The organism is Promicromonospora thailandica (assembly GCF_024171955.1).
In the GTDB taxonomy this organism is placed as follows: Bacteria; Actinomycetota; Actinomycetes; order Actinomycetales; family Cellulomonadaceae; genus Promicromonospora; species Promicromonospora thailandica.
On sequence record NZ_JAMTCS010000013.1, the window covers coordinates 123,061 to 146,739 of the forward strand.

A 23,679-nucleotide genomic window follows, 5' to 3' on the forward strand; every position below is an offset into this window, starting at 1 on the left:
ACGGACGACCAGGTAGGGTCGTTGCCCATGAGCTCGGTTCTCCACCTTGCGGGCGTCACCGTCCGGCGCGGCACCTCGACCATCCTCGACTCCGTGGACTGGCAGGTGAACGAGGGCGAACGGTGGATCGTGCTCGGCCCCAACGGCGCGGGCAAGACGACCCTCCTGCAGATCGTCGCCGCACGCCTGCACCCGACGTCCGGCACGGCCACCGTGCTCGACTCGACGCTCGGCCGGGTCGACGTGTTCGAGCTGCGCCCCCGCATCGGCCTGTCCAGCGCGGCGCTCGCGGAGCGGCTGCCGACGGCGGAGACGGTGCGCGACGTCGTGCTCACCGCGGCCTACGGCGTGACGGGGCGCTGGACCGAGAGCTACGACGAGCTCGACGAGCAGCGCGCGAAGGACCTGCTCTCGGCGTTCGACGTCGACCACCTCGCCGACCGCACGTACGGCACCCTCTCGGAGGGCGAGCGCAAGCGCGTGCAGATCGCCCGCGCGCTCATGACCGACCCCGAGCTGCTGCTGCTCGACGAGCCGGGCGCCGGCCTCGACCTCGGCGGCCGCGAGGAGCTGGTGGCCGCCCTGTCCGAGCTCGCGAGCGACCCCGCCTCGCCCGTGCTGGTGCACGTGACCCACCACGTCGAGGAGATCCCGCCGGGCTTCACGCACCTGCTGCTGATGAAGAAGGGCGGCATCCAGGCCGCCGGCCCGCTCGAGGAGGTCCTCACCGCGGACAACCTCTCCGCGGCCTTCGGGGTGCCTCTCGTGGTCGCCCACGGCGGGGGCCGCTGGCTCGCGCGCTCCGCGCGCTGAACGCCGCGGCGCGGGCCTCGCGTCACGATCTGGCACCACACCCTGCCTTTGCTACCGCTGTGTCGGTGGACCTTGGTAAAGTCCGGGCAAAGGTCCGAGGTAGCGGGAGATTCCCCGCGAGGGCCCGCCGGCGGAGAAGTTCCGCCGGCGACCGGTCGCCAGCCGGAGGGGACGCTCGGAGGGAGCGATCATGGCCTGGTTGTGGTGGGTAGGCGCGGCACTGATCTTCGCGTTGATCGAGCTGCTGTCGCTGGACTTCGTCTTCATCATGTTCGCGGGCGGCGCGCTGGCCGCGTCCGTGGCGAACGCGTCGGGAGCGGAGCTGTGGGTGCAGGCGGTCGTCTTCGTGGTCGCCACGGTCGTCCTGCTCGTGACGCTGCGGCCCACGCTGATCCGTCACCTGCGCAACAACACGCCGAAGGCGCCCACCAACGCGGAGGCGAACGTGGGTCGCACCGCCTCGGTGGTCCAGGAGGTCAGCACGGCCTCGGGCCTCATCAAGCTCAGCGGCGAGGTGTGGAGCGCGCGGGCCGTGCCCGGGTCGCCTCCGCTCGCCGCCGGCACTAGCGTTCGTGTGGTCCAGATCGACGGCGCGACCGCTGTCGTCGAGCCGGAGGCGTAGCCGCCCGCCGCCTGGGCGCGGCCACGGTGCAGTCCCAGCAAGCACGTCCCAGCAAGCAAGTCCCAGGCAGTCCAAGTCAGAAGCTTGAAACCGTCCGTGCGGGCCTAGGTGCCCGCGTGAGGAGACGTCGTGGAGTCATTCGGGCAAGTCCTGCTCTACCTGATCATCGCCCTGGTCGTGATCGTCGGCATCGTCGCGGTGATCCGTGCGGTCCGGATCGTGCCGCAGTCCGTCGCGCTCGTCGTCGAGCGCCTGGGTCGCTACTCGAAGACGCTCGACCCGGGCCTGCACGTCCTGGTGCCGTTCGTCGACCGCGTCCGGGCCGGCGTGGACCTGCGCGAGCAGGTCGTGTCGTTCCCGCCCCAGCCGGTGATCACCAGCGACAACCTGGTGGTCGAGATCGACACCGTCATCTACTTCCAGGTGACGGACGCCAAGTCCGCGGTCTACGAGATCGCGAACTACATCACGGCCATCGAGCAGCTCACCGTGACCACGCTGCGTAACGTGATCGGCTCGATGGACCTGGAGCAGACGCTCACCAGCCGCGACCAGATCAACGGCCAGCTCCGCGGCGTGCTCGACGAGGCGACGGGACGCTGGGGCATCCGCGTCAACCGCGTCGAGCTCAAGTCGATCGACCCGCCGCCGTCGGTGCAGGGCTCGATGGAGCAGCAGATGCGCGCCGAACGTGACCGCCGTGCCGCGATCCTCACGGCCGAGGGTGTCAAGCAGTCCGCGATCCTCACGGCCGAGGGCCAGAAGCAGTCGGAGATCCTCAAGGCCGAGGGTGACGCCCAGGCGCAGATCCTGCGTGCCGAGGGTGAGTCCCGCGCCATCATGCAGGTCTTCGAGGCCATCCACCGCGGCGACGCCGACCCCAAGCTGCTGGCCTACCAGTACCTGCAGACGCTGCCGCAGATCGCCAACGGCACCTCCAACACCACCTGGGTCATCCCCACCGAGTTCACCGCGGCGCTGGGCAACATCGCCCAGGGCTTCGGCGGGGGTGCGGGTCCGGCGGGTCCCGGCGTGCCGCCGGTGCCGCCGAGCACCCCCTCGGGCCCGCGCGAGCCCGCGGACTCCGTGCTCGACGAGCCCCTGCTGCCGGACCCGGCGGAGGCCCTCGCGGAGGCCCAGCGCCAGGCGGAGGCCGCCACGGCCGACGCGACGAGCGCCGGTACGCGCTCGGGCGACCCGTTCGACCCGAGCCACGAGCGCGGGCAGCGCCCGGGCGGTGGCTCGGCGACGCCCCCGCCGGTGCCCCCGGCCCCGCCGGCACCTCCGGCAGGCTGACACACGGTCCCGGTCGCTGACCGGACCAGCCCTCCGCGCCTCGTGCCGGAGGGCTTTGTCGTGCCCGGGTCCGGCCCAGGGCGGACCGAGTTGCGGAGTGAGTGCTCACTCATTTAGTGTCGGGGCATGCAGAACGCGCGATCCCGGGCCTCCCGCATGTCTCCGGAGGACCGGCAGGCCGCCATCGTCGACGCGGTGCTCCCGCTCGTCGCCGAACGGGGGCACGAGGTCACCTCCCGCGAGCTGGCGCAGGCCGCCGGCGTCGCCGAGGGCACGCTGTTCCGGGCGTTCGGCGACAAGACGGCGCTCGTGGGCGCGGTTGCGATGGAAGGCCTGAACCGCGCGGGCCGGCCGGAGGAGACCCTCGCCGAGCTCACCGGCATCGACCCGGCGCTGCCGCTCGAGCGGCGGCTGGAGCTCGTGATCGAGCTCGGCCGGCACCGGGTGGCCGAGGTCGTGCGGTGGATGACCGTGCTGCGGGCCATGGCGCCGCCGCCCGGCGCCGACCCCCACGCGCGGCTGCACGCACACCGGGCGGCGCTCCTCGACCAGCGGGCCCGGCAGCGGGCGGCCACGGTCGAGGGGATCACCGCCGTCCTCGCTCCGGACGCGCACCGGCTGCGTGTCCCGGCCGAGGTCGCGGTCTCGCTCATCGAGTCCGCCGTCGCGGGCGCGCACCTGCGGATCGACCACCTGGCGCCCGCCGTGCCGGCCGACGTCCTGGCGGACGCGCTCGTCAACGGGCTCGCCGCTCCCGCGACGCCCGGAGCGAAAAAACCTGGCCCCGGCGCTCCGGGCGAGGCAACCTCCACCGCGGAGCCCGGCCCGGGCACGCGCCCCGGCTCTCCCACCCCCAGCCCCGAAGGGAACTCTTGATGCTCGTCACGCTCGCCCGGAAGTACCTGGGCCCCTACCGCTGGGCGGTGGTCGCCGTGCTCGTGCTGCAGCTGGTGCAGACGCTCGCGGCGCTGTACCTGCCCAGCCTCAACGCGGACATCATCGACCACGGCGTCGTCGTCGGCGACATCGGCCGCATCTGGAGCACCGGCGGCTGGATGCTCGTCGTCTCGCTCGGCCAGGTGGTGGCGTCCGTGGTCGCGGTCTACTTCGGTGCCCAGGTCGCGACGTCGTTCGGCCGGGACCTGCGGCGCGACCTGTTCCACACCGTGCAGACCTACTCGGCCCGCGAGATGGCCCGGTTCGGCGCCCCCACGCTCATCACGCGCAGCACCAACGACGTGCAGCAGGTGCAGATGACCGTGCTGATGACGTTCACCATCATGGTGATGGCGCCGATCATGCTGGTGGGCGGCGTGATCCTCGCGCTCGCCGAGGACGTGACGATGTCCGCCCTGCTGCTGGTCGTCGTGCCCGTGCTGGCCGCCACGGCCGGCGTCATCGTGTGGCGCATGGTGCCGCACTTCCGCCGCATGCAGAAGCGCATCGACGCGATCAACAGCGTGCTGCGCGAGCAGATCACGGGCCTGCGGGTGGTGCGGGCCTTCGTGCGCGAGGGCCGCGAGAAGGAGCGGTTCGGCGTCGTGAACGAGGAGCTGTTCGACACCTCGCTGCGCGCCGGGCGGCTGATGGCGCTCACGTTCCCGGTGGTCATGCTCATCATGAACATGTCGTCGGTGGCGGTGCTGTGGTTCGGCGCGCACGAGATCGAGGCCGGCGGCATGCAGATCGGCTCGCTGACGGCGTTCCTCAGCTACCTCATGTACATCCTCATGGCCGTGATGATGTCGACGATGATCTTCATGATGATCCCGCGCGCCGCGGTCGCGGCGGAGCGGATCGGGGAGGTGCTGGAGACCGAGTCGTCCGTCGTGGACCCGCGGTCCCCGGTCGCGCTCGTCCCCGCTCCCGACGACCCGGACGCGCCCGCACCGCGCGGCGAGGTCAGCTTCGAGGGTGTCGAGTTCCGGTACCCCGGCGCCGAGGCGCCCGTGCTGCACGACCTGTCGTTCACGGCGGAGCCGGGCCGCACGACGGCGATCATCGGCTCGACGGGCTCCGGCAAGTCGACGCTGCTCAACCTGGTGCCGCGCCTGTTCGACGCGACGGGCGGCACCGTCCGGGTGGACGGCGTCGACGTGCGCGACGTGACCCAGCACGACCTCGGTTCCCTCATGGGCCTGGTGCCCCAGAAGGCCTACCTGTTCAGCGGCACGGTGGCCGACAACCTGCGGTACGGCAAGCCCGACGCCACCGAGGAGGAGATGTGGGCGGCCCTGGAGGTGGCGCAGGCGCGCGACTTCGTCGAGGCGCTGCCGGACGGTCTGGAGGCGGTCGTGGCGCAGGGCGGCACCACGTTCTCGGGCGGTCAGCGCCAGCGGCTGGCGATCGCGCGGGCGGTGATCCGCCGTCCGCGGATCTACCTGTTCGACGACAGCTTCTCCGCCCTCGACTACGCGACCGACGCGCGGCTGCGGGCCGCGCTGAAGCCGCAGACCCGCGACGCGACGGTCATCGTCGTCGCGCAGCGCGTGGCGACCATCCGGGACGCCGAGCAGATCCTGGTGCTCGACCACGGCCGCATCGTCGGCCGCGGCACGCACGCCGAGCTGCTGGCCGACAACCCGACGTACCAGGAGATCGTGACGTCCCAGATGAGCCTGGAGGAGGCCGCATGATCAACGATGGCGAAGCCCTGATCGTGCGGGCCGACCGGGTGCGGGTGTCCCGCAAGACACAGGAGGAGGCCGCGTGAGCGAGGAGACGAAGGACAAGGCGCCCGCGGCGCCCGGGCGCGGTCCCGGCGGGCGGGGGCCCGGAGGGGGCGGCCCCATGGGGATGGGCATGGGGATGCCCGTGCAGAAGCCGCTGGACTTCAAGGGGTCGCTGCGCCGGTTCGCCGGTGCGCTGCGCCCCGAGCGGCTGAACGTCGTGGTGATCATGGTGCTGGGCATCGGGTCGGTGGCGCTGACCGTGCTGGGGCCCAAGCTGCTGGGCAACGCGACGAACGTGATCTTCGCGGGCGTGGTGGGTGCGCAGCTGCCGTCCGGGGTCACCGTGGAGCAGGCCGAACAGGGCCTGCGGGCGCAGGGGCAGGACCAGATGGCCGACCTGCTGTCCGGTGTGCCCGGCGTCGTCCCCGGCCAGGGCATCGACTTCACGCTGCTCATGCAGACCCTCGGCTGGGTCGTGGCGGCGTACCTCGGGGCGTTCCTGTTCGGCTGGCTCCAGGCGCGGATCACCACCGGCGTCGTGCAGCGGACCATGCGCACCCTGCGCGACCAGGTCGAGGAGAAGCTGCACCGCATCCCGCTGTCGTACGTGGACGCCCAGCAGCGCGGCGAGATCCTGTCCCGCGTCACCAACGACATCGACAACGTGGCCCAGACCACCACGCAGACCCTCGCGCAGCTCGTGACCGCCGTGCTGACGGTGATCGGCGTGCTGTTCATGATGTTCTGGATCTCGCCGATCCTCGCCCTGGTGGCGCTGGTGACGGTGCCGCTGTCCGTGATCCTCACGGCGCAGATCGCCAAGCGCAGCCAGCCGCAGTTCGTGGAGCAGTGGGCGGCCACCGGGCGGCTCAACGCGCACATCGAGGAGTCGTTCACGGGCCACGCGCTGGTCAAGGTCTACGGGCACCAGGAGAGCACCGCCGAGGCGTTCGCCAAGGAGAACGGCGCGCTGTACTCCTCCAGCTTCAAGGCGCAGTTCATCTCGGGCACCATCCAGCCCGCGATGGGGTTCCTCGCGAACCTGAACTACGTGATCGTGGCGGTGATCGGCGGGCTCCGGGTCGCCTCGGGCACGCTGTCGCTGGGCGACGTGCAGGCGTTCATCCAGTACTCGCGCCAGTTCACGCAGCCGCTCACGCAGGTCGCCTCGATGATGAACCTGCTGCAGTCCGGCGTCGCCTCCGCGGAGCGGGTGTTCGACCTCCTGGACGCACCCGAGCAGACGGCTGACCCGGCCGAGTCGCAGAAGGTGGAGCCGGTGCGCGGCCGGGTCGCGTTCGAGGACGTCCAGTTCTCGTACACGCCCGACCAGCCGCTCATCACAGGGCTCAACCTGGTCGCGGAGCCGGGGCAGACCATCGCTATCGTGGGCCCCACGGGCGCCGGCAAGACGACGCTGGTCAACCTCCTCATGCGGTTCTACGAGGTGGATGGCGGCCGCATCGCGCTCGACGGCGTCGACACGCGGGACATGTCGCGCGACGACCTGCGCTCGTCGGTCGGCATGGTGCTCCAGGACACCTGGCTGTTCAAGGGCACCATCGAGGAGAACCTGCGCTACGGCGTGGCGGACGGCGCGGACGTCGGCGAGGAGGAGTTCCTCGCGGCCACGCGGGCCACCCACGTGGACCCGTTCGTGCGGACCCTCCCGGACGGCTACGACACCGTCGTGGACGAGGAGGGCTCGTCGGTCTCGGCCGGGGAGAAGCAGCTCCTCACGCTCGCACGGGCGTTCCTGGCCGACCCGGCGATCCTCGTGCTCGACGAGGCGACGTCCTCGGTGGACACCCGCACCGAGGTGCTGGTGCAGGAGGCGATGAACCGGCTGCGCAAGGACCGCACGTCGTTCGTCATCGCGCACCGTCTGTCCACGATCCGCGACGCCGACGTGATCCTCGTGATGGAGCACGGCGACATCGTGGAGCAGGGCTCGCACGAGGAGCTGCTCGCGGCGGGCGGCGCGTACGCGCGGCTGTACGCGAGCCAGTTCGCGGCCCCGGTGGCCCAGGAGGAGCCGGCGGCGACGTGACCTGACGGCAGGCGAGGGCGGCGGGAGCGGCAGGTGCTCCCGCCGCCCTCGCGTCGTTGACGGGCATATCGTATTTCGATACCATCGACAATCGATATGGAACGCGATGTGGAGCGGGCCGACCGAGAGGTGAGGACGATGACGAGGCGATGGTGGAACGACCCGGGGCCGGACCTCGTGGCGCTGGCGGTCGTGGGCGGCGCCGCCGTCCTCGCGGGCGGGGTGGCGGTGGTCCGGGAGCTCGTGCGGATCCTGCCCAACCGGGACGTGCCCGTGCGGGTGGACCTCGCCGGGGTGCCGCACGAGCTGCTCGTGGCGGGAGGCACCGCGGCGGAGGCGACCGAGGCCGTCGTCCGCGTGTCCGGCCTCGGACCCGCCGCGTTCGCGCTGGTGCTGGCGGCCGCGCTCGTCCCGCCGGTCGCGACCGTCGTGGTGTCCGCCTGCTTCGCGCTGCTGGGCGGGGCGTTCTTCCGCGGCGAGTTCTTCGGCCGGGTGAACCGGGTGGCGGTGAACGTCGCGGCCGCCACGCTGCTGGTCGCGTCCGTGGCCGTGCCGTCGCTGCGGGACACCGCGGCGAGCAGCGCGCTCTCGAGCGCCGGGGCCGGCACCGGCCAGGCGGTCGTGCTCGGCCTCGACGGCCTCCTGCTCCTGGCCGGGTTCCTCCTCGCCGGCGTGGGCTACGCCTTCCAGCGGGGTGCGCGCCTGGTCCGGGACACCGAGGGTCTTGTCTGATGGGCCTCGCTGGGCCTCGTCTGATGGGCCGTCCTCGGGGGCCGCTCTGATGCCCGTGGACGACGACGGCCGGGTGCACTGCCGTCTCGACGAGCTGCTCGCCGAGCGCGGCATGACCCTGGCCCGGCTCGCCGAGCTCGTGGGCGTGACGGTGGTGAACCTCTCCGTGCTGAAGAACGACCGCGCCCGGGCGATCCGGTTCTCCACCCTCACCGCGATCTGCGACGTGCTCGACTGCGAGGTGGGCGAGCTCCTGGTCGTCCGCCCGCGCTCGTGACGGCTGCCGTTAGGGTCGGCGCGTGACCTCTCTCTTCACCGCGCCCACCGGCGGGCGCACGCCTGACCCGTCCCTGGCGCACCGGCGCGCCGACGCCACCGTGACCCTGCGCGGACCGGACGGCGCCCCGCTGGCCGACCAGGACGTCGTCGTGCGGCAGACGCGCCACGCGTTCCTGTTCGGCTGCATCGGGTTCGACCTCGTGGACCTCGCGGGCGGCACGTCGCAGGACCCGGCGTACGACGGGCGCCTGGCCGACGCCTGGTTCGACGTCTTCAACCAGACCACGCTGCCGTTCTACTGGGGCACGTTCGAGCCCGAGCGGGGCGCGCCGCAGACCGACCGCCTGCTGCGTGCCGCCCGCTGGTTCGCCGACCGCGGCGTGGTCGTCAAGGGCCACCCGCTCGTGTGGCACACGGTGCAGCCGGACTGGCTGCTCGGCCTGCCCGACGCCGAGGTGGAGCGCCTGCAGCGCGAACGGGTCCGCCGCGACGTCGCGGCGTTCCGCGGGGTGGTCGACACGTGGGACGCGATCAACGAGGTCGTCATCATGCCGGTGTTCACCGCGCAGGAGAACGCGATCACGCCCCTGGCGCGGCAGAAGGGGCGCGTGGAGATGATCCGGATGGCGTTCGAGGAGGCCCGCGCCGAGAACCCGGGCGCGACGCTGCTGCTCAACGACTTCGACCTGTCCACGGCGTACGAGTGCCTGGTCGAGGCGGTCCTGGGGGCCGGGATCCGCATCGACCGGCTCGGCCTGCAGAGCCACATGCACCAGGGCTACCTCGGGGAGGAGCGGACCCTGGAGATCCTCGACCGGTTCTCCCGGTACGGCATCCCGATCCACTTCACCGAGACGACACTGCTCTCGGGCGACCTCATGCCCGGCCACATCGAGGACCTCAACGACTGGCAGGTCGAGTCGTGGCCGTCGACCCCCGAGGGGGAGGAGCGGCAGGCCGACGAGGTCGAGCGGCACTACCGCACCCTGCTGTCCCACCCGTCCGTCGAGGCGTCGACGTACTGGGGGCTGTCCGACCGTGGCATGTGGCTCAACGCGCCCGGCGGCCTGCTGCGGGCCGACGGGTCGCCCAAGCCTGCCTACGACCGGCTGCGCGGCCTGGTCAAGGACGAGTGGTGGCTGGCGCCGACCACCCTGCGCACCGACGCCGAGGGCCGGGTGCGGTTCGGCGGGTTCCTCGGTGACTACACGATCGAGCGCCTCGACGGCGGCGGTGCGGGGACGGTCACGCTGGACACCCCGGGGGCCGTCACGCTGGAGGGGAAGCTCCCGCACGCCGCGTGACGCCGCTGCCGGGGCGCCCGATGTCAGGAGGCCGCGTGCGGGTCGGTGGCGTTGAGCGCCGCCACCACCTGGTCGTAGTCGCCGCGCACCTCGCCGTAGCGGAGGAACTTGACCCGCTCGACCTGGATCTCGTGCGCGTCCGGCTGGGACTCCAGGAGGCTCATCGTCTCCTCGATGTACTCGTCCAGCGGCACGGCGTGCTCGTTCGACTCCTGCCCGGGCATGAGCTCCGTGCGCACCGACGGCGGCACCAGCTCGAGCACCGACACGCTCGTGCCCGCGAGCTGCAGCCGCAGCGACTCCGACAGCATGTGGATCGCGGCCTTGGTCGCGTTGTACGTCGGCGTGACCCGCAGCGGCGCGTGCGCCAGGCCCGAGGACACCGTCACGATCGTCGCGTCGGGCCGCGTCTGCAGGTGCTCCGTGAACGCCGCGACCAGGCGGATCGGGCCCAGCACGTTGGTGACGACGGTCGCCTCGGCGTCGGCCAGGAAGTCCGGGGTACGCCAGTCCTCGGCGCGCATGATGCCCGCCATGGCGACGAGCACGTTCACCTCGGGGAACCGCTCGATCACCTCGGCCGACGCGGCCCGGATCGAGTCGGCGTCGGTGGTGTCGACGCGGACGGTCGCCAGGCCGTGCTCCGCGGCGACCGCATCCAGCGCGGCCGCGCTGCGCCCGCCCACGACCACGGTGTTGCCCCTGGCCTGCAGCCGCAGGGCGAGCGCGAGACCGATGCCGCGGGTCCCGCCGGGGATGAAGATGGTGTTTCCGGTGATGTTCATGCCTCCACCGTGCGCCGCGGCCCGGCCGGGCGGGAGAGACCCGGCGAACCAGGGACCGGCGGTCCCTGGTTCCCGCTCCCGGCGCGGCGCACGATAGGCACATGAACCGACCTGCCCTCGCCGACTTCCTGCGCCGCCGCCGGGAGGCCCTGCGCCCGTCCGACGTCGGGCTCGTGCCCGGCCCCCGCCGTCGCGCACCCGGGCTGCGCCGCGAGGAGGTCGCCGCCCTCACCGGCATGTCCGTGGACTACTACGCGCGGCTGGAGCAGCAGCGCGGGCCGCAGCCCTCCGAGCAGATGCTCGCCGCGCTCACCCGCGCCCTGCGCCTGACCGTCGAGGAGCGCGACTACCTGTTTCGCCTCGCCGGCCACGGCGTCCCCCGGCGCACACCCCTGGACACCCACGTCGCCCCCGCCCTCCTGCGCGTGCTCGACCGCCTCGAGGACGCCCCCGCCTTCATCCTGTCCGGCCTGGGCGAGGTGCTCGTGCAGAACCGGCTCGCCGAGGCCGTCTTCGGCACGCCGCCCGCGACGGGCCTGGCCCGCAGCACCGTCTACCGGTGGTTCACCGACCCGCGCACCCGCGACGTCTACCCGCCCGAGGACCACGAGCGGCAGGGCCGCACCCAGGTCGCCAACCTGCGCGCCGCGCTCGCCGCCGCCGGGCCGGGCTCGTTCGCGGACGAGCTGCTGCAGGCCCTGCTGCGTGAGAGCGAGGAGTTCGTCCGCGTCTGGGAGCTGCACGAGGTCTCCCGCCGGTTCGAGCAGCACAAGACCCTGGTGCACCCCGAGCTGGGCCGCATCGACGTCGACTGCCAGGCGCTCTTCACCGAGGACCAGTCCCAGGCCCTCGTGGTGCTCACCCCCGCGCCCGGCAGCGAGGCCGAGGAGAAGATCCGCCTGCTCGCCGTGCTCGGGCACGAGGCGTTCGCGTAGCGGTACGGCGGTGGCGGTACGGCGGTGGCAGGATCGTCCCGTGCACGACGACGACCGCTGCCCCTGCCTCTCCGGTGACACCTACGGCGCCTGCTGCGGGCGCTACCACTCCGGCGCCGCGACCGCCCCGACCGCCGAGGCGCTGATGCGCTCGCGGTACTCGGCGTTCGCGGTGGGCGACGAGGCCTACCTGCTGGCCACGTGGGCCCCGCAGACCCGGCCCGACACCGCCGGGGTCGGCGACGAGCAGTGGCGCCGCCTCGACATCCACCGCACGGAGCGGGGCGGGCCGTTCGACACGTCCGGCGTGGTCGAGTTCACCGCGTTCTACCGCTCCCCGGCGACGGGCACGCGGGCCAGCCTGCACGAGACCAGCCGGTTCGTGCGCACCGACGGCCGCTGGTACTACGTCGACGGCGACCGCGAGGCCCGCTGACCTCTGCGCCCCCCTGACCTCTGTGCCCCGCTGACTTCGGTCCCCTGTCTGGCCCCACCTGGCGAGTTCGGTCCGTTGCTCCGAGATCGGTCCGACGAAGGACCGATCTCGGAGCAACGGACCGAACAACCGCGCCAACCGGGTGCAGGGGACCGAAGACGCACGCCGGATGTGGCTGAGCCTGCGTAGTTTCACCTCTTTCCTGGTGGGACAGCGCGTGGCGCCGTGCGCCCCACGCGGCGCCGGCCCTACCTTGGGGCGCTATGGACAGCGCCCCACCCGGCACTCCGACCAGCCCGCAGACCAGCCCGCAGAGCAGCACCCGGCCCCGGGACGTGCCCGCCGCCGGCGTCAACGTCCTCGAGCTGCGCATCCACGGCATCGCGAACACCCTCCCGTACGGGTCGCTCGACCTGCCGCGCGAGGAGGTGACCCAGTCCGACGGCGACGGCCTGGGCAGCTTCTGGACCCCGCGGCCCGACGTCGCGGCGCGGGACCGGGCGCTGCCGCCGGGCCACGTCCACGCCATCCGGCCCGACGTACGCCGCGAGGCCTACTCCTGGGGTGCGATGGCGCGCCTCGGCGGCCTCCCGTTCGGCGGCGTGCTGGGCATGGTGGGCAGGTTCGCCGTGCGGTTGCTGTGGGCCGCGATGGTGCCGTTCGGCCTCGCCAACGCCGCGTACTGGGCCCGCCGCATCCCGGCTCCCGACCCCACGGCGCACGGTGACCGTGACGGCGCGCACGGGACGGGCAGCCTGCGGCCCGAGGCCACCGCCGCGCTGACCCGTGTCTTCTCCCTCGGCCTGACGCTCCTGTTCGTGTCGGCGGTGGCCACCGTCGCGCTGTCGATCGTCGGCACCCGCTGCATGGGGCTGGCCACCGTGGGCCCCGACTCCCTGGTGCCGGTCTGCGCGCGCGTCCCGAGCTGGCTGTACGGCCTGGCCCGGCTCGACGTCGGCGACCGTCTCGCCCTCCTGTCCGTCGCCCCGGTGCTCGTGGTCGCGGTGCTGGTGGCCGTCGCGCACAGCGGCCAGGTGCGGTTCGAGTCCACGTTCTCGGTGATGCGCGCGGGCGGCACCGTGTCGCCGTCGGGCCCGCCGCTGCACCGCGCGGGCTTCTGGTCGCAGCGCACCGGCTCCGGCCTGCTGTGGGCGCACCTCGGGGCGGCCCTGGCCCTGACCGGCCAGTACCTGACCTGGACCCGGTACGCCGACGTCGGCCTGCCCGTGCCCGGCCTGCCGCTGTTCGCCCTCGTGGTCATCCTGGCCGCCTGCGCGTTCGTGGCCCTGCGCACCGACGACGACGGCGTCCAGGCCCTCGTGCCCCGCTGGAAGGGCCGCGCGGGCCTGGCCCTGTTCGCCGCCGGACTGCTCGTCTGGCTCGTGGCCTGCTGGGCCGCGTCCACCGGGCCGCAGCCCGAGCGCATGCCGGCGCTCGTCGGCCTGGACCTGGTGCCCGCGCTGCTCGGCGTCGGTCTGTTCGGGATCGCCGCCACCGGGCTGGCCTGGCGCACCGCACGGAGCCTGCGCGGCGTCGCCGCCTGGTCGACGGTGCCCGTCGTGGCCACCGCGTGCGTCGCGGCGGTGCTCGTGACCGAGCCCGGCGCTCCCTGGCGGCACCTGCTCGTGGCGCTCGCGGTGCTCGCCGTCCTGAGCCCGGCCGTGGTGGTGCTGGGGGCGATGGTGCTGCGGCGCCGGGCGACCGAGGGGTGGAACGGCGCGGGTCCCGGCGTCTTCCTCCTGGTCTCGGCCGCCGCCGCGGCGGTGTACTCGAGCCTGCTCGTGCTGGGCGTGCAGTGGTTCCTGCGCAACGGCGAGCGCGTGGCGCCGGTGCCCCTGGGGGACGGCCTCGTGGGCATCGTGCGTGGCCTGCCCGACCCGGAGCTCGTGCGGGTGCCGCCGGTGTACACCGAGTTCGGCACGGCGTCGGTGGTGATCGCGCTGGTCTTCCTGGCGCTGCTCGTGGTGGCGCTGGCCGGGCCGTACGTCATGGACGTGCTGCGGTCCCGGACGCTGTGGATCCCCGGGGCGCCCGGCACGCTCGGCCCGCCGTACGGCCCGGCGGCCCCGGCGTGGCGTGCGGTCGCGGAGGCCCCCGACCTCGACGGCGGCCCCAACCCGGTGCTCGAGCGCGTGCTGCGGGGGCGGCAGGTGGCGGCGATGTCGCACCGGGCCGAGCTCGCCGTCGGCGCCCTGGCCGCGGCGGCCTACGTGGCGGCGCTCGTCGCGCACATCCCGCTCGTGGCCCAGCACGACGACACGGGCACCGTCCAGGTGCCGGCCTGGCTGTCGAGCCTCGCGGTGCCCGCCCTCGGCGTGCTGGCGGCCACGCTGGTGGCGAGCGCGCTGGCGGGCGGCACGGGCGGCGGCCCGTCCCGCCCGTGGGGGCTGCTGTGGGACCTGCTGTGCTTCCTGCCGCGCAGCGCGCACCCGTTCGGCCCGCCGAGCTACGCGGAGCGGGTGGTGCCGGAGGTGCGCTCGCGCGTCGACGCCTGGCTCACCGCCGCCGACGTGGCCGACGACGCCGAGCGCGCCCGGGTGGCCCCCGACCGGCGGGTGGTGCTGTCGGCGCACTCGATGGGCGGCGTGCTCGCCGCGGCGGTGGTGCTGATCCGCGCGGGCAACCCGGTGCCCGGCGCGGCGGACGGCGGCACGCAGCCCGTGGGCACCGCCGACGGCCGCCTCGGCCTGCTCACCTACGGCGTGCAGCTGCGCCCGTTCTTCGGCCGCTTCTTCCCGGACCTCCTGGGCCCGACGACGACCGGCACGCCACCGAGCACCGGGCCGGCCTGGTCGGCGGACCCGTGGGGCGGTCAGGTGCGGGCGGCCGGCCTGCGCGAGGCCGGCCTGCGTGAGAGGGGCTCGCGCGCGGGTGGTCCCGGACCCGGGGCCGACCCGGCGGCGCCGTTGACGCCGGGACGCCCCGAGCCCGGCTCGGGGGAACAGGTCACGCTGATGTCACTGCTGACCTGCGGTGCGAAGCCCGCGTGGGTGAACCTGTGGCGGCGCACCGACTTCCTGGGCTTCCCGGTGGTGGGGTACGGGGAGAACGACACGGACCGCGGGGCGGAGGAGATGGACCGGTCGGCCTATCTCTTCGCGGTGGCGGCCCACTCGGGCTACCAGTCGTCGTGGGCGTACCACGTCGCCCTGGACGAGGTCATCTCTCGGCTGACGCCGGCTGGGCCGTCGGGAGCCCAGCCGGCGGTCACGCGGCGAGCGGGGCGGGGCTGACGACGTCGCGCAGGCGGGCCAGCGCGGACTCGAGGATCTGCGCCACGTGCTCCTTGGCCACGCCGAGCCGGCGGCTGATCTCGTCGAGCGTGTGCGTGGTGCCGTCCAGGAGGCCGAAGCGCATCTCCAGGACGCGGGCCTCGACGGCGTCGAGCCGGGCCACGGCCTGCCGCACGCGGCGGCGCATGAGGGTCTGCTCGGGGGTGGGTCCGCTCTGGGCCGCGGAGGCCTGCTCCGCCGCGGCGACCGCGCGGACGATGGAGCGGCGCACCCAGCGGTGGGCGTAGGCGGCGAACGTGCCGTGCGCGGGGTCGTAGGAGTCGGCGGCGCGGACCAGGCCGACGTTGCCCTCCTGGACGAGGTCCATGAACGGCAGGCGGCCCGCGTACGAGCTCGCGACGGCGGGGACGAGGCGGAGGTGGGCGAGGACGAGACGCTCCTTTGCGTATTGCCCTTCCTTGACTCGCGCTTCGAGCTGGGTGCGGAGGCTGGGGGAGACCGCGGTGGACTCGAGGGTGCGTGCGGCGTCGGCGCCTGCGACCGCCCGCTCGAGGAGGGACTCGAGCTGCGCCTCGTCCAGCGAGGGCGTGCGCTCGATCATCGCTGCGTAGGAAGGGGGTAGAGCGGGATGCGGAACGGAGTCCTTGCTGCGGCGTGCGCGGGACGACCGGGGAGTCCGGGCAGTTCTCATCGCAACTCTCCTCATCAGTGAGACGAACTTTCCTTGCCCCGGAGCATATGGAATCTTGGGCCGCTGGGGAAGCCGAGACGATTTCGCTGTGAGAGATAACGGGAGGATAACGGCGTCCCGGCCCGGCGTGCCCTGAAACCCGAGTTCCGGTGCACGCGCCCGGGCAGGGAGAATGGGCCGGTGACCCTCCCCGACGTCGTCCACGTCGACGACCCCGCCGACGACCGGCTCGCCGACTTCAACCGCCTCACGGACGTGGTCCTGCGCTCCCGGCACGAGCCGGCCAAGGGCCTCTACATCGCCGAGAGCTCCACGGTCATCCGGCGCGCGGTGGCCGCGGGCCACCGGCCCCGGTCGTTCCTCATGGCCCCGAAGTGGCTGGACTCGATGGCGGACGTCATCCCGCCCGGCGTGCCCGTCTACGTGGCCGAGGAGCCCGTGCTGAAGGAGATCACGGGCTTCCACCTGCATCGCGGGGCGCTGGCCGCGATGCACCGGCCGCCCCTGCGCGAGGTGAGCGAGCTGCTCGAGGGCGCGCGGCGGGTCGTCGTCCTGGAGGACATCGTGGACCACACCAACGTCGGTGCCGCCATGCGCGCGTGCGCGGCGCTCGGGGTGGACACGGTGCTGTTCACCCCGAGCTGCGCGGACCCCCTCTACCGCCGGGCGGTGCGCGTCTCGATGGGCACCGTGTTCCAGGTGCCGTGGACGCGCATCGACCCGTGGCCGGCCGGCATCGAGACCCTGCGTGCGCACGGCTTCACGGTCGCGGCCCTGGCTCTCGAGGACGACTCGGTCTCGCTGGACGACCTCGTGGCCGACCCGCCCGAGAAGCTCGCGCTCGTGCTCGGCACCGAGGGTGACGGGCTCAAGGCGAGCACCGTCGCGGGGTGCGACCTGACGGTCCGCATCCCGATGTCCGGCGGTGTCGACTCGCTCAACGTGGCGTCCGCCGTCGCGGTGGCCGCCTGGGCCACCCGCGTGCCGGCGGACGGCGCCTGAGTGCTCAGCTCTCGGCGCGGCCCTTGCGCCAGTAACCCATGAACGCGACCGACTTGCGGTCCACCTGGCACTCGTTCACCAGGTAGCGGCGCAGCGTCTTGATGACGCTGGCCTCGCCCGCGAGCCACGCGTACAGCACGGTCTCCTGCACGAGGGGCTGCCCGGCCTGGTCGACCGGCACCTCCCAGAGGATGCCCGCGTCGATGTCGACGTCGTCGGCCTCGCCCGAGAGGTCCAGGCCCGCCGCGGTGAGGGCGGGCGTCGTCTCGGACGACGACGGCCGCACGCCCATCGCGAGCAGCCGGTCCGCGGCGTCCTGCACCGCGGGGACCAGCACGTCGCCGTGCTCGCGCCCGTCGCGGGCCAGCCAGTGCACGCGCACGCCCTCGGGTGCCCCGACGTCCCAGCCGTCCTCGGGGTGCGGCACCTCGAGGAAGACCTCGCCGACGGCGTCGCGCGGCAGCGACTCGCAGATCGCGGCGATCGCGGGCGCGGCCGTCTCGTCACCGGCCAGCAGCAGCGCGTGGCTGGTCGACGGCGGGGCGAACTCGACGCCGCCGTGCACGCCGTCGTACTCGGCGTTGGGGCCCATGATGACCATCGGGTCGCCCGCCGCCGCGGTCAGCGCCCAGCGCGAGGCCGGCCCGGTGTCGCCGTGCATGACGACGTCGACGTCGACCTCACGGAGGTTCTGCCGCACGGTGCGGACGGTGTAGGTGCGCATGGGGTTGCGCTCCTCGTCGGGCGTCGTGCGCCAGGCGGCGTACCAGTCGGGGTCGTCGCGGCGCAGCCCGTCCCAGCCGCCGCGCGGCGAGGGGAGCAGCAGCTTGATGCGCTGGTCGCGGCCGTTGTCCGCGAACTTGTCGAGGTCCGGGCCCCGGAAGGTGAACCGTACGAAGGAGGGGCACAGGCGCGTCACGCGCGCGACCTCGACGTCGAACATGCGCGAGGGCCGGACATCGAGCCCGCCGGTCTGGGTGGTCACGGTGGTGAGCCTAACCTAAGTTCGCCACCCCTTCGCAACGGTTCGAGGGTGCGACCCAGGTCACACCGGCGGCCGCGTCCGGGTGTGGTAGAAGCGCGCGGGCGACGGTCAAAGATCACCCCACCCCGGGGCAAGTTCACCCCGTGCAAACGGTGCATCTCGCCATATCCGGGCTATTTACTTTGCATGGACTCCGCCCGGGCGACCCCCTGGTAGCGATCCCACGCCCCTCCGACCGTCCGGCGCCCACGCCGTCCCCGCTTGCTGGAGAGCTCCCCATGATCGACCACTTCGCGCTGGGCTGGGTCACACCAGTCCTCTCGTTCCTGCTGTCGTGCGCCGGGTGCGCCGTCGGCCTGACCTGCACGGCCCGGGCCCGGGTCTCCCGCGGTGCGGCCAGCACGGGCTGGCTGGCGCTCGGCGCCGTGGCCATCGGCGGCACCGGCATCTGGGTCATGCACTTCGTCGCGATGCTCGGGTTCCACGTCCGCGGCACCGAGACGCGGTACGACGTCGCCCTGACGGTCGCCAGCGGCCTGCTGGCCATCGCGGTGGTGGGGCTGGGCCTGTTCATCGTCCGCGCGGCGGGCGTCGGCCTCGGCGCGCTGATCGGCGGCGGCGTCGTCACCGGCCTGGGCATCGCCGCCATGCACTACCTGGGTATGCGCGCCGTGGACGTCGGCGTCCAGGTCACCTACGACCTGCCCACCGTGGCGGTGTCGGTGCTGGTCGGCATCGTCGCGGCCACGGCGGGGCTCTGGCTGTCCGCCAAGGTGCGCACCCTGGCCGGAGGCATCGGCGCCACGCTCGTCATGGGCGTCGCCGTCTCGGGCATGCACTACACCGGCATGGCGGCCATGCGCGCCGAGGTGGTCCGGGGCGGCCTGGTCGTGCCCGACGGCGGCGTGACCGCCTCCGCGCTGCTCGGCCCGCTCATCATCGGCGTGACCCTCAGCACCATCCTGCTGCTCGTCGTGGTCGGCGTCGCGCCCAGCGCCAAGGAGCTGGAGGCGCAGGAGAAGTTCAAGGACTGGCAGGAGCGCCAGGAGCGGATCCGGCAGGAGGCGGCCGACCCGCGGCGCCGCTCGGTGCTGCGCTGACCCCCACCCGCCCGCTCACCCACCCCGCCGAGGTGGCCGCGCAGCCCGCTCCCTGACACGGAAATCACCCTTATCAGGGCGATATCCCGGGGCAATGTGGTAAATATCGGACCCAGACGTTCGGGGAGGAACGGATGGGTGCGACGGGGCAGCCGGACAGTTCCGGGCGCCGGGGGCGTGGTGGGCCCCGGCCCTGGTGGGAGGACTACCGCACCACCGTCCTGACGGTGCTCGTCGCCGTCGCCGGCCTCTGCACCACCGCGATGGGGGTCGTGGGCCGCGAGGCGCAGATCGTGCTGCTGGTGGTCTCGGTGGCTCTGGTGCTGCTGGGCCTGGCGGCGCTCGTGCGGGTGCCGACCTACGCGCGCTGGTTCGCGGCGGCGGGCCGGTGGGCGGTGCGTCGCTGGACCGTCGTGCTGCCGGTCGTCCTCGTGGTGACGACGGGCGCCGGCCTCGGGCTCCTGTGGCTGCAGCGGGAACGGTCGTGCGACGACGCGGCCGAGATCGCGGTGGTGGTGCCCGAGGACGGCGCAGCCGACTTCTCGGCGGTGGCCGACGCGTTCGAGCGCGACTCGGTCAACACGTTCTCCTGTCCGAGCTACCACGTCACCACCTTCGGCATGGGCTGGCCCGCCCTGCGCGCCGCGCTGGTCTCGGGCTGGGACGAGGGCTCGAGCGAGGAGCCCGGCGCCTCGCTCGCGCTCGGCCCGCGGCCGGACGTGTGGATCGCGGAGTCGACGGCGCAGGCAGCCCTCGTCACCCAGGAGGCCGGGTCGGCCGTCACGGCCGCGGAGCCCGTTCCGGTGGCGGGGTCGCCCCTCGTCCTGGCCGTCCCCGCGCCGTACGCGCAGGGCCTGCGGGCGACGACGACGTCCGACGACCCGGTCCGGGTGCTCGTGGACGCCGCGGAGGCCGTGGGCCTCGACGTCGTGCGGGCCAACCCCGACACGTCCTTCGCCGCGGCCCTGCACAGCGTGAGCCTGTACGACGGCACGGTCGCCGACGCCGAGGCGCTGGAGCTCTCCCTGGGGCACGCGCTGGAGCGGGCCGGCCTGCCGTTCGGCAGCGACGGCGCGCTGCTGTGCCGCCTCGCGGAGCTGTCCGCCGCGACGGCGGAGCCGCCCCGCGTGGCGGTGCTGACCACCGAGCGCGCCGCGGTGACGGGCGGTGCCGACTGCCCGGCGGTGCCGGGGGCGGGCACCGGCGCGGAGCTGGTGCCGTTCTACCCCGAGGGAGGTCCCGGGCTGGAGTACGCCGCGGTGCGGCTCGACTGGGCGCCGGCGCCCGGCGGGCGCGGGGAGCAGGGTGCCGAGGCCTTCGTCCGGTGGCTGACGACGCCCCGCGGGCAGGCCGTCCTGGAGAGCCGGGCGCGGGTGCGCGACCTGAACGGGCAGCCGCTGTCCGGCCTGGACGGCCTGCTCGCGGGGGAGCCCGTCGTGGCGGTGCCGAGCAGCGGCCGCGTGGGGGACACCCGCGTCCGGGGCGCCGAGAACCTGTACCGCGCGGCCCGGCGCCCGGCGCGCGTCCTGGTGCTCGTGGACTCCTCGGCCTCCATGGGGCGGCCCGCCGACGGCGAGCGCAACCGCATGGACGTGGCCCGGCGCGGCGTGCTCACGGCGCTCGGCCACCTGGGCGGGGCCGACGAGGTGGGCATCTGGTCGTTCTCCGGCGCGGCCGGCGACAGCCCGCGGCCGCTGCTCGACCTGACCCGGAGCACGCAGGCGCGGCAGGCGGCACCGGAGGCCCTCCGCCCGGTGCTGCCGGGTGGCGTCACGCCGCTGTACGACGCGCTCGACGCGGGCACGTCCTACCTGGCCGGGCTGGACCCCGGCGGCGCCTCGCGGCAGCACCTGACCGCGCTCGTCGTCCTGACCGACGGCGAGGACCACCCGGGCGGGCCGGCGGGTGCGGCGTCCGCGGCGGGCCTGGTGCGTGCGGCGCAGGAGCCCTCCGCCGCCGGGGTCCGGGTCTACGCGGTCGCGGTCGGTGAGGCGTCGTGCCAGGTGAGCGAGCTGCAGGAGGTCACGACGGCCTGGGGCGGCGAGTGCTGGGACAGCGGTTTCGGCGAGCTGGAGGACACGCTCGACGGCCTGTTCGCGCAGCTGGGAGGGCGGTGACATGACTGGTGACACGACTGGTGACACGACCGGTGCCGGTGCGGGCGACGGCTCGCACGGGATCACGCGCCGTGGCTTCCTCGTGGGCGGTGCGGCGGGACTGGTCGCGGGCGCGGCGCTGCCGCTCGGCGTCGAGCGGCTGCTGGGCGGCGCGGCGGACCTGGAGACCTTCGCCGCGGGCGACCAGCTCACGATCCTCAGCGGGCGGGACGAGACCGACGGCGGGCAGCGGCGGCTGCTCGTGGACCTGTGGAACCGGGTGCACGAGGCGCACCCCGCCCGGATCGTCGAGGTGTCGAGCAACGCGGACCGTGCCTACAGCACGGTCCTGTCCGCGGCGCAGGCGGGCGACCCGGCGTTCGACGTCTACAACCTGGACATCCCGTGGGTGCCGCAGCTCGCGCGCGGCGGCTACCTGCGGGCGCTCGACGGCGCGTCGGGGGACGGCTTCCTCGACGGGCCGTGGCAGGCGGGCACCTGGGACGGCACGGTGTACGCGCTGCCGTTCAACTCCGACGTCGGCCTGCTGTACTGCAACCTGGACCTGGTGGCCGAGTACTACGGGGGTGACGTGCCGGCCGCCGACCCGATCCCGCTGGACGGCGGCTGGGCCGGGCTGGACGCGTTCGCGCACGAGGTGCTCGCGGCGGTGGGCGGCGAGCGGCGCGGGCTGGACCGCCCGCCGGCGGACCTCGCGATCGCCCTGCAGCTCGCCGACTACGAGGGCTGCACCGTCAACCTCTGGGAGATCCTGCTCGGCGCGGACGCGCTGACGCTCGACGAGACCGGGCGGCCCACCTTCGACCGGGTCGACGCGATCCGTGACACGGTCGACGCGCTCGCCGGCCGGCTGCGGCCGGACGGGGCGGGCGGCGGCGCGTCCCTCTCGTTCGACGAGCAGGGGGCGCTCGCGGCGTTCGCGGCCGGGCGTGCGGTGTTCCTGCGGCACTGGCCGCGGGCGCTGCGGGTGCTGCGCGGCGCGGACTCGGTGCCGTTCCGGGTGGGGTTCATGCCGATGCCCGGCGGGGGCGTGCTCGGCGGGCAGAGCCTCGCCGTCGCGGCGGCGTCCCGCTACCCGGTCGCGGCGCGCCGGCTGGTCGAGTTCCTCACGGACGAGCGCAGCCACCAGATGATCTTCGAGCGCGGCGGGTTCGCGGCCAGCCGGGAGGCGCCCTACCGCGACCCGGCGGCGCCGTGGGCGCGCGAGGCCGACACCGAGGGGCTGGCCGCGTCGCTCGTGGACTATGCGACCGGGAAGGGCGCCCAGGGCACCAACGACCCGCTGCGCAAGGCGAACGACGCGTTGCGGCTGGCGCTGGACGGGGCGGCGCCCCGCCCGCGCCTGCAGCACTACGTGGGGCTCAGCGAGGAGTTCCGGCGGTACGTCCGGGCCGCGCTGGCACCCGGCGGCACCGACCGCCCCGGCACCCGGGGGTTCGACGCCGCCGGGCTCGCCGAGCGGATGGCCGCGGCCCTGGACGGCCGGGTCCCGCCCGGGTGAGCGCGGTGCTCAGCGCAGCACGCCCAGGTCCTCCGTGACCTCCGCGCCCGGCATGGCGCACAGCAGCGGCCCGGGCATGAGCAGCTTGGAGCGGCGCACGCCGGAGCCCATCAGCGCCACGGTGCCGTCCTGCGCGAACCGCGCGTCGACCAGCACCCGGTAGGCCGCGGGCAGGCCGACGGGCGTGATGCCGCCGTACTCCATGCCGGAGTCGGCCACCGCGCGGTCGGTGGGCAGGAACGACGCCTTGCGCACGTCCAGCAGCTTGCGCACGCGCTTGTTGACGTCGGCGAACGTGGTGGCGGGCACGACGCACGCCGCGATCCGCTCCTCCTCGCCGCGCCGCCCGGCCACCAGCACGCAGTTGGCGGACGCCTCCGGGGGCAGGCCGTGCAGCTCGTTGAGCGTCGCGGTGTCGGCGTGGTCGGGGTCGATCTCGGTGACGGCGACCAGGCCCGCGACCCGCGGTTCGGCCGCGGCCCAGGCGGTCAGCGCCGCGCGGACCGGCTCGGCGAGCAGCTCGGGGTGGTCGAGGGCCGGGGCCCAGACCAGGTCGCCCAGCGTGGGCAGGGTGGCGTTCTCGTTCATCGGCTGTACGTCGCCGTCAGCGTGGCGCGCCCCAGCAGGTGGAAGTACACGTTGAACGCCACCTGCGCGTTGGTGCTGTCCGGGCCGAGCCCCAGCTCGCCGGGGGCGGCGTCGAGCGCGTGCACCGCGAAGATGTACCGGTGCGGGTGGTCGCCGGGCGGCGGCGCGGCGCCCTCGTACCCGGGGGTGTGCCCGTCGCTGTCCGTGTGGAACGCCCCGGCGGGCAGGCCCGCGCCGCCGGGCGCGCCGGCACCCGTGGGCAGCGACGTCACGTCCGCCGGCAGGTCGGCGACGGTCCAGTGGTGGTAGCCCATCGGGGTCGGGGCGTCCGGGTCGTAGCACGTGACCACGAACGAGCGCGTTCCCTCGGGGAAGCCGTTCCACTCCAGCGCCGGCGAGACGTCCTGGTCGTGCGCCGCGTGGGCGTCCGGCATGCGCTCGCCGTCGGTCAGGTCCGCGCTCGTGAGCGTGAAGGTGGCCGGTGCGGGCAGCAGGGTGTACGGGTCCGGGGGATAGGGGCGCGTGAAGTCCATGCGCT

The 23,679-nt window shown here is 74.0% G+C and carries 21 protein-coding genes; 16 read left to right on the plus strand and 5 right to left on the minus strand.

Annotated features, from left to right (window positions below):
- Positions 1-27: 27 nt before the first annotated feature.
- The 9 genes from APR03_RS20175 to APR03_RS20215 all read left to right on the plus strand — a co-directional run bounded on the left by APR03_RS20175 (position 28) and on the right by APR03_RS20215 (position 9,768).
- Complete coding sequence (locus APR03_RS20175) at positions 28-813, plus strand: ABC transporter ATP-binding protein (protein ID WP_253838698.1); 786 nt, start codon at positions 28-30, stop codon at positions 811-813.
- 190 nt (positions 814-1,003) lie between these two features.
- Positions 1,004-1,435 (plus strand): NfeD family protein, encoded by a 432-nt coding sequence (locus APR03_RS20180; protein ID WP_253838700.1) that lies wholly within the window; start codon positions 1,004-1,006, stop codon positions 1,433-1,435.
- Positions 1,436-1,564: 129 nt separating this feature from the next.
- Entirely contained in the window at positions 1,565-2,731 is a 1,167-nt protein-coding gene (locus tag APR03_RS20185; protein WP_253838702.1) for an SPFH domain-containing protein, read from the plus strand.
- A gap of 126 nt (positions 2,732-2,857) precedes the next feature.
- Positions 2,858-3,607: a TetR/AcrR family transcriptional regulator gene (locus APR03_RS20190; protein WP_253838704.1), complete on the plus strand. Its 750-nt coding sequence runs from the start codon at positions 2,858-2,860 to the stop codon at positions 3,605-3,607.
- Positions 3,607-5,367: an ABC transporter ATP-binding protein gene (locus APR03_RS20195; protein ID WP_253838706.1), complete on the plus strand. Its 1,761-nt coding sequence runs from the start codon at positions 3,607-3,609 to the stop codon at positions 5,365-5,367. The genes APR03_RS20190 and APR03_RS20195 overlap by 1 nt, the downstream gene beginning before the upstream one ends.
- A gap of 154 nt (positions 5,368-5,521) precedes the next feature.
- Complete coding sequence (locus APR03_RS20200) at positions 5,522-7,453, plus strand: ABC transporter ATP-binding protein (RefSeq protein WP_372494966.1); 1,932 nt, start codon at positions 5,522-5,524, stop codon at positions 7,451-7,453.
- Positions 7,454-7,591: 138 nt separating this feature from the next.
- Complete coding sequence (locus APR03_RS20205) at positions 7,592-8,185, plus strand: hypothetical protein (RefSeq protein WP_253838709.1); 594 nt, start codon at positions 7,592-7,594, stop codon at positions 8,183-8,185.
- A gap of 49 nt (positions 8,186-8,234) precedes the next feature.
- Positions 8,235-8,462 carry a helix-turn-helix domain-containing protein gene (locus APR03_RS20210; RefSeq protein WP_253838711.1) on the plus strand — a complete coding sequence of 76 codons (228 nt, stop codon included), beginning with the start codon at positions 8,235-8,237 and terminating at the stop codon, positions 8,460-8,462.
- Between the two features lie 22 nt (positions 8,463-8,484).
- On the plus strand, positions 8,485-9,768 hold the full coding sequence (locus APR03_RS20215) for an endo-1,4-beta-xylanase (RefSeq protein WP_253838713.1): 1,284 nt from the start codon (positions 8,485-8,487) through the stop codon (positions 9,766-9,768).
- Between the two features lie 23 nt (positions 9,769-9,791).
- Here the strand turns inward: APR03_RS20215 and APR03_RS20220 are convergent, their stop codons facing one another.
- On the minus strand, positions 9,792-10,553 hold the full coding sequence (locus APR03_RS20220) for an SDR family oxidoreductase (protein ID WP_253838715.1): 762 nt from the start codon (positions 10,551-10,553) through the stop codon (positions 9,792-9,794).
- Positions 10,554-10,654: 101 nt separating this feature from the next.
- Between APR03_RS20220 and APR03_RS20225 the strand changes: the two genes are divergently transcribed.
- The 3 genes from APR03_RS20225 (at position 10,655) to APR03_RS20235 (ending at position 15,157) form a co-directional block, all read left to right on the plus strand.
- Positions 10,655-11,488 (plus strand): helix-turn-helix transcriptional regulator, encoded by an 834-nt coding sequence (locus APR03_RS20225; protein WP_253838717.1) that lies wholly within the window; start codon positions 10,655-10,657, stop codon positions 11,486-11,488.
- A 40-nt stretch (positions 11,489-11,528) separates the two neighbouring features.
- Positions 11,529-11,924, plus strand: a complete 396-nt coding sequence (locus APR03_RS20230; RefSeq protein WP_253838719.1) for a YchJ family protein — start codon at positions 11,529-11,531, stop codon at positions 11,922-11,924.
- A gap of 263 nt (positions 11,925-12,187) precedes the next feature.
- Positions 12,188-15,157: a hypothetical protein gene (locus tag APR03_RS20235; protein WP_253838721.1), complete on the plus strand. Its 2,970-nt coding sequence runs from the start codon at positions 12,188-12,190 to the stop codon at positions 15,155-15,157.
- On the opposite strand, the gene APR03_RS20240 is transcribed toward APR03_RS20235, so the two are convergent.
- The gene (locus APR03_RS20240) at positions 15,132-15,758 is read right to left on the minus strand and encodes a sigma-70 family RNA polymerase sigma factor (protein WP_253838722.1); all 627 of its coding nucleotides are present in this window, start codon (positions 15,756-15,758) and stop codon (positions 15,132-15,134) included. The genes APR03_RS20235 and APR03_RS20240 overlap by 26 nt on opposite strands.
- A 270-nt stretch (positions 15,759-16,028) precedes the next feature.
- Between APR03_RS20240 and APR03_RS20245 the strand changes: the two genes are divergently transcribed.
- Positions 16,029-16,850, plus strand: a complete 822-nt coding sequence (locus APR03_RS20245; protein ID WP_253838723.1) for a TrmH family RNA methyltransferase — start codon at positions 16,029-16,031, stop codon at positions 16,848-16,850.
- A gap of 4 nt (positions 16,851-16,854) precedes the next feature.
- Here APR03_RS20245 and APR03_RS20250 read toward each other — a convergent pair whose 3' ends face one another.
- On the minus strand, positions 16,855-17,835 hold the full coding sequence (locus tag APR03_RS20250; RefSeq protein ID WP_253838724.1) for a siderophore-interacting protein: 981 nt from the start codon (positions 17,833-17,835) through the stop codon (positions 16,855-16,857).
- A gap of 278 nt (positions 17,836-18,113) precedes the next feature.
- Between APR03_RS20250 and APR03_RS20255 the strand changes: the two genes are divergently transcribed.
- The 3 genes from APR03_RS20255 (at position 18,114) to APR03_RS20265 (ending at position 22,553) form a co-directional block, all read left to right on the plus strand.
- Positions 18,114-18,935, plus strand: a complete 822-nt coding sequence (locus tag APR03_RS20255) for an MHYT domain-containing protein (protein WP_253838725.1) — start codon at positions 18,114-18,116, stop codon at positions 18,933-18,935.
- 134 nt (positions 18,936-19,069) lie between these two features.
- Positions 19,070-21,052, plus strand: a complete 1,983-nt coding sequence (locus tag APR03_RS20260) for a vWA domain-containing protein (protein WP_253838726.1) — start codon at positions 19,070-19,072, stop codon at positions 21,050-21,052.
- Between the two features lies 1 nt (position 21,053).
- Positions 21,054-22,553 (plus strand): extracellular solute-binding protein, encoded by a 1,500-nt coding sequence (locus APR03_RS20265; protein WP_253838728.1) that lies wholly within the window; start codon positions 21,054-21,056, stop codon positions 22,551-22,553.
- A gap of 9 nt (positions 22,554-22,562) precedes the next feature.
- Here APR03_RS20265 and APR03_RS20270 read toward each other — a convergent pair whose 3' ends face one another.
- Both APR03_RS20270 and APR03_RS20275 read right to left on the minus strand, forming a co-directional pair.
- The gene (locus tag APR03_RS20270) at positions 22,563-23,141 is read right to left on the minus strand and encodes a YbaK/EbsC family protein (protein WP_253838730.1); all 579 of its coding nucleotides are present in this window, start codon (positions 23,139-23,141) and stop codon (positions 22,563-22,565) included.
- Positions 23,138-23,674 carry a YbhB/YbcL family Raf kinase inhibitor-like protein gene (locus APR03_RS20275; protein ID WP_253838737.1) on the minus strand — a complete coding sequence of 179 codons (537 nt, stop codon included), beginning with the start codon at positions 23,672-23,674 and terminating at the stop codon, positions 23,138-23,140. Before APR03_RS20275 ends, APR03_RS20270 begins: the two co-directional genes overlap by 4 nt.
- Positions 23,675-23,679 lie beyond the last annotated feature (5 nt).